At 66.8% G+C, this 4844-nt stretch carries 6 protein-coding genes; 5 read left to right on the top strand and 1 reads right to left on the bottom strand.

Annotated elements, in window-relative coordinates; translation table 11 throughout:
• The 3 genes from RT662_RS02310 to RT662_RS02320 all read left to right on the top strand — a co-directional run.
• Positions 1-1000: FumA C-terminus/TtdB family hydratase beta subunit (locus RT662_RS02310; protein WP_313668827.1), on the top strand; the 1000-nt coding region annotated here is incomplete at its 5' end.
• Positions 1001-1010: 10 nt separating this feature from the next.
• Positions 1011-1673 carry an HAD family phosphatase gene (locus RT662_RS02315; RefSeq protein WP_313668828.1) on the top strand — a complete coding sequence of 221 codons (663 nt, stop codon included), beginning with the start codon at positions 1011-1013 and terminating at the stop codon, positions 1671-1673.
• An 84-nt stretch (positions 1674-1757) separates the two neighbouring features.
• The gene (locus tag RT662_RS02320) at positions 1758-2327 is read left to right on the top strand and encodes a hypothetical protein (RefSeq protein ID WP_313668830.1); all 570 of its coding nucleotides are present in this window, start codon (positions 1758-1760) and stop codon (positions 2325-2327) included.
• Here RT662_RS02320 and RT662_RS02325 read toward each other — a convergent pair.
• A complete protein-coding gene (locus tag RT662_RS02325; protein ID WP_313668832.1) occupies positions 2321-3586 on the bottom strand; it encodes a serine hydrolase in 1266 nt (421 codons plus the stop codon). The two genes, RT662_RS02320 and RT662_RS02325, sit on opposite strands and share 7 nt — an antisense overlap.
• 79 nt (positions 3587-3665) lie before the next feature.
• Between RT662_RS02325 and RT662_RS02330 the strand changes: the two genes are divergently transcribed.
• Both RT662_RS02330 and RT662_RS02335 read left to right on the top strand, forming a co-directional pair.
• Complete coding sequence (locus tag RT662_RS02330; RefSeq protein ID WP_313668834.1) at positions 3666-4178, top strand: RidA family protein; 513 nt, start codon at positions 3666-3668, stop codon at positions 4176-4178.
• Between the two features lie 10 nt (positions 4179-4188).
• Complete coding sequence (locus RT662_RS02335) at positions 4189-4785, top strand: pyridoxamine 5'-phosphate oxidase family protein (protein WP_313668836.1); 597 nt, start codon at positions 4189-4191, stop codon at positions 4783-4785.
• Positions 4786-4844: the final 59 nt, after the last annotated feature.

A 4844-nucleotide genomic window follows, 5' to 3' on the forward strand; every position in this document is an offset into this window, starting at 1 on the left:
CACCGTGCCATTGATGGGCGCCGGCTGGTGCCCGCCAGGCATGCTGGGCATCGGCATCGGCGGTTCGGCGGAAAAGGCGATGATCCTGGCCAAGGAATCGCTGATGGAACCGATCGACATGGCCGAACTGAAGGCGCGCGGGCCAAAGTCGTCGATCGAGGATCTGCGCATCGAGTTGTATGACGCGGTCAACGATCTCGGCATCGGCGCGCAAGGCCTGGGCGGGCTTTCGACCATCCTTGACGTGAAGATCCTCGACACGCCAACGCATGCCGCGTCGAAACCCATTGCCATGATCCCCAATTGCGCCGCCACCCGCCATGCGCACTTTACCCTCACCGGCAATGGCCCGGCCTATCTTGAGCAGCCCAACCTCGCCGAATGGCCGCAAGTGCACTGGACGCCGGACAAGGCGTCGAAACCGGTCAATCTTGATACGCTCACCCCGGCTGAAGTCGCCAGCTGGCAGCCCGGCGATCGCCTGCTGCTGAATGGCAAGATGCTCACCGGCCGCGATGCCGCGCACAAGCGCATGGCGGACATGCTGGCCCGCGGCGAGCCCCTGCCGGTCGATTTCACCAACCGCGTCATCTATTATGTCGGCCCGGTCGATCCAGTGGGCGATGAAGTGGTCGGCCCCGCCGGCCCGACCACGGCAACGCGCATGGACAAGTTCACCGAGGTGATGCTGGCGCAGACCGGCCTGATCGCCATGATCGGCAAGGCCGAACGTGGCCCGATGGGCATCGAAGCGATCAAGCGCCACAAGGCCGCCTATCTGATGGCGGTGGGCGGGGCGGCCTATCTGGTGGCCAAGGCGATCAAGGCCAGCCGCGTCGTCGCCTTCGAGGATCTCGGCATGGAAGCGATTTACGAGTTCGAGGTCAAGGACATGCCGGTGACTGTTGCGGTCGATTCCGAAGGCACCAGCGTCCACCAGACCGGCCCAGCCGATTGGCGGGCGCGCATTGCGGCGGCGCGCGCCAAGCAACCCGCCTGAACGCAGCCACGTGTTAACCGTCCGCCCGGCGGCCATCCTGTTCGATATGGATGGCCTGCTGCTCGATACCGAGCGGCTGATCCGCGATGCCATGATCGCGGTGATGGCCGATCTTGGCTTCATGATGAGCGGCGCCGATTATGCCGAACTGATCGGCCGGCCGGAACCGGCGAGCCGGGCGATCATGCAGGCGCGCTTTGGTGCGGGGCTTGATTATGATGTGATGCGGGCCGAGGTGCGGCAGCGCATCCGCAGCGAATGGGGGCCGATCCGGCCGCTGAAGCCGGGCGCGGCAGACCTGCTGGCCCAGGTGAACGCGGCTGGCATTCCGGCTGCCGTCGTCACCTCGTCCGAACAGGCGCTGGCCCGCGCGCATCTGGGCCATGTCGGTCTGCTGGATGGCTTTGCCACCATCGTTGGTTGCGACGATGTTGCCAACGGCAAGCCGCATCCAGAACCCTATCGCACCGCCGCCGCCCGCCTTGGCATCGCGCCCGGCGCCGCGCTGGCACTGGAAGACAGCCACAATGGCATCATCGCCGCGCACATGGCCGGCGTGCCGGTGATCATGGTGCCCGATCTGCTGCCCGCCACGCCCGAAATCACCCCGCGCCTGCTGGCCGTGGCCGATGATCTGCACCAGGTGAGCCGCTGGCTGGCTGCGACGGGCTGACGCAGCCAGGGCCGTTCAGGCTGGTGAAAGCCGGCCTCGGCTTTATCGACAACAGGCAAGATCACGATACCGGGAGAGGGAATCATGAAGGGGATCAAGGCGCTGGCGGCATTGCCAGCGCGGGGGACACGTGCAGCCAGCGTGCTGTCGATGATGGGACTGGCGGCATGCAGCACCAGCGAAGGGCCGCCCCGCCCGGTGGCGATGGTGCCGGCCGCGCCGGTGCAGGCCATCGAGCCCGCCGCCGTCACCCGGCTGGTGCCCGATGCGGTTGCAGCCAGCGCCGAAGTGGTATGGGCCTTGCGGGGTGGGCTGAACGTTGCGGCGCTGCTGTGCGGCAACCAGGCCTTGCGTGACGATTACAACCGCATCCTCAAAACCCACCGCAACCTGTTGAACGAGGCCTATTCCACCGAACAGGCCCGTTATCGCCAGCAGCACGGCACGGCTGGCCAGGCCCGCCACGATGTGGCGATGACCCGGCTGTACAATGGCTTTTCCAGCGTGCCCGATCGGCGCCGTTTCTGCACCCAGGCCAGCCGCGTTGCCGATGAACTGCTGGCCCTGCCTTCAGCCGACGTGCCGCGCATCGCGGCGCGCGCGCTCACCGCCATGGAACCCGGCGCGATGCGGTTGGTGAGCAGCGCCTATTGAAGCGCCGCCACGATGGCATCATAGGCCGGCGTGGTCACCGCGGCATTGCCGCGGTTGCTCGCCACCGGGTGGCTGCCGAGCCGGGCGATCACCACGCCGGCCGCACGGTCCACATAAATGCCCTGCCCGTGCACGCCCATCGCCATCAATTGCCCGCCGGCGCGGTGCCACCATTGGCTGCCATAATTGCCATCCAGGTTGCCCGTGTACTGGCAGGCGACAAACGCCGCCGGATCGCCGCCGGCAAAGATGCGCTCCACCACGGCAGCCGGCACGATTTGCTTGCCATTCCAGTGCCCGCCCAGCCGCATCATCTCGCCAATGCGGGCGATATCGCGCACAGTGGCCATCAGGCCGCCGCCGCCAAAGCCGGTGCCCAGCCGGTCCACACCCAACGCGGCATCGCGTTCCATGCCCATTGGTGCCCAGAATCGGGCGTGGATCTGCTCCGCCAGGCTGGCACCCGCCACCCGTTCGATGATCCATTGCAGGGCGCTGGTGTTTGGGGTGCGATAGACGAAATCACCGCCGTGCGGGGCGTTCTTGCCCAGGCTGGCGGTGAAGGCGAAATTGCCGTCTGGCCCGGTATAGTCGGCAAGACGCGGCACCCAGCCCGTGGAAATGCTCATGCGCTGCACGTCGGTCAGGCCGGTCTGGCCGGGCACATAATCTTCGCTGAAGGCGAGACCGGTGCGCATGTCCAGAATCTCGCGGATCGTCGCGTCGCCCAAGCCAGAGCCTGCAAGTTCAGCCACATACTCCGCTGCCTTCGCATCCGGCTTTATCCCGCCTTCCTCGATCAGCATTTCGGCGATGGTGCCGACAAAGCTTTTCGTTACCGAAAACAGGATATGCTGAGTCGCCGGTGTGGTCGCGCCGAAGTGGCGTTCATACACCACCACCCCGTTCTTCATCACCAGGATGGCATCGGTATAGGTCGTGGCCAGCGATTCCCGCCAGGTCATCGCCTGCCCGTCGAGCGTCGTCAGCCGCACCTCATCAAGGTCATCGCGCAGCGCCACAGGCAGCACACTCACCGCCCCTTCGCACGCGATGTTCACCGTCGGCACAAGTTCACGCATGTGCGAAAGCGCCCAGCGCTGCTGCGGGAAGCGCCACATCGATCCATCGGTCCAGCGCACCTGTTTTTCGGCCGGCACCGGCGCGCCCTGCATCAGGCCCAGCACTGCCGGATCGGTTTCGGCAGCGCTGCCGTTCTGGCCATGGGCAAAACCCGGCACGTGACGCGATGTGGCCATTCCCGGCCCTCCCCTGTTTGCGGTTGTTTGCCATGATGCTAGGCCGGAGCCATCAACCCGGCAAGGAGTCCCCGGACCCATGATCCACAACGCGCGCATCGCCCTTCTCGCTCTCGCCGTGATGGCTGCTCCGGCACTTGCCGAAACCCCGGAACAGCGGCTGGCAAAGGCCGGCCTCACCCTGCCGCCGCCCAACGCGCCGATCGGCCTCTATGTGCCGGCGGCGCGGGTCGGCAAATTGCTGTTCCTGGCCGGGCACGGCGAATGCCCGGCGGGCGCAGCCGGCAAGCTGGGCGCCACCATGGACACGGCCGCCGGCAAGGCCAATGCCGCCAAGGTCGGCCTGTGCGTGCTGGCCACACTGAAAGCGCAGCTCGGCGATTTGGGCCGGGTGAAGCGGGTGGTGAAGGTGATGGGCCTGGTCAACGCCACGCCCGATTTCACCCAGCATCCCGAAGTGATGAACGGCTTTTCCGAAGTGATGGTCACCGCCTTTGGCGAGGCCGGCAAGGCACCGCGTGTTGCCGCCGGCGCCGGCAGCCTGCCGCGCGGCTGGCCGGTGGAGGTGGATGTGATCGTCGAAGTGAAATGAGGGAGGTAAAATGAGGCCCGAAGACGACCTCCCCGCCATTCTCGCGCACGCCTGGACCTTGCTGGTGCGCGGCGGGGCGGACCGCAAGAGCCCCGTCCACACGCCGGTGATCGCCAGCGTGGATGAACACGGCCTGCCCCACGCCCGCGTGATGGTGCTGCGCAAGGCCGATCCAGCGGCGGCTACCTTGCGCCTCCACACCGACGCGCGCAGCCCCAAGGTGGCGCAGCTGAATGGCAAGCCGCTCGCCGTGCTGGCCTACCATCCAGCCGAGCAGGTGCAGTTGCGGATCGCCGGCACTGCCCGCGTGCTTACTGATGACGAAGTGGTGGACGGCTTCTGGGACCAGTCCACCCCCTTCGCCCGCCGCTGCTATCTGGCCGAACACCCGCCCGGCACGCCGTTGCCGGGGCCGTCGTCAGGCCTGCCGGCGTGGATCGAAGGCCAGCAGCCAACGCTGGAGCAGATCGCGCCGGCCCGCGCCAATTTCGCGACGCTGTGGATCGAGGTGACGGCAATTGATTGGCTGCACCTGGCCAACAGCGGGCATCGCCGTGCGGTGTTCCGCAACAACGACGGCTGGGCGGGGGAATGGGTGGCGCCGTGAACGGGAAAGGCGGGCGATGGGCCCCGGCGTTCGCCGGGGTGACGATCTCGTAGATCGGA

Source organism: Sandarakinorhabdus sp., from assembly GCF_032115815.1.
Classification (GTDB): Bacteria; Pseudomonadota; Alphaproteobacteria; order Sphingomonadales; family Sphingomonadaceae; genus Sandarakinorhabdus.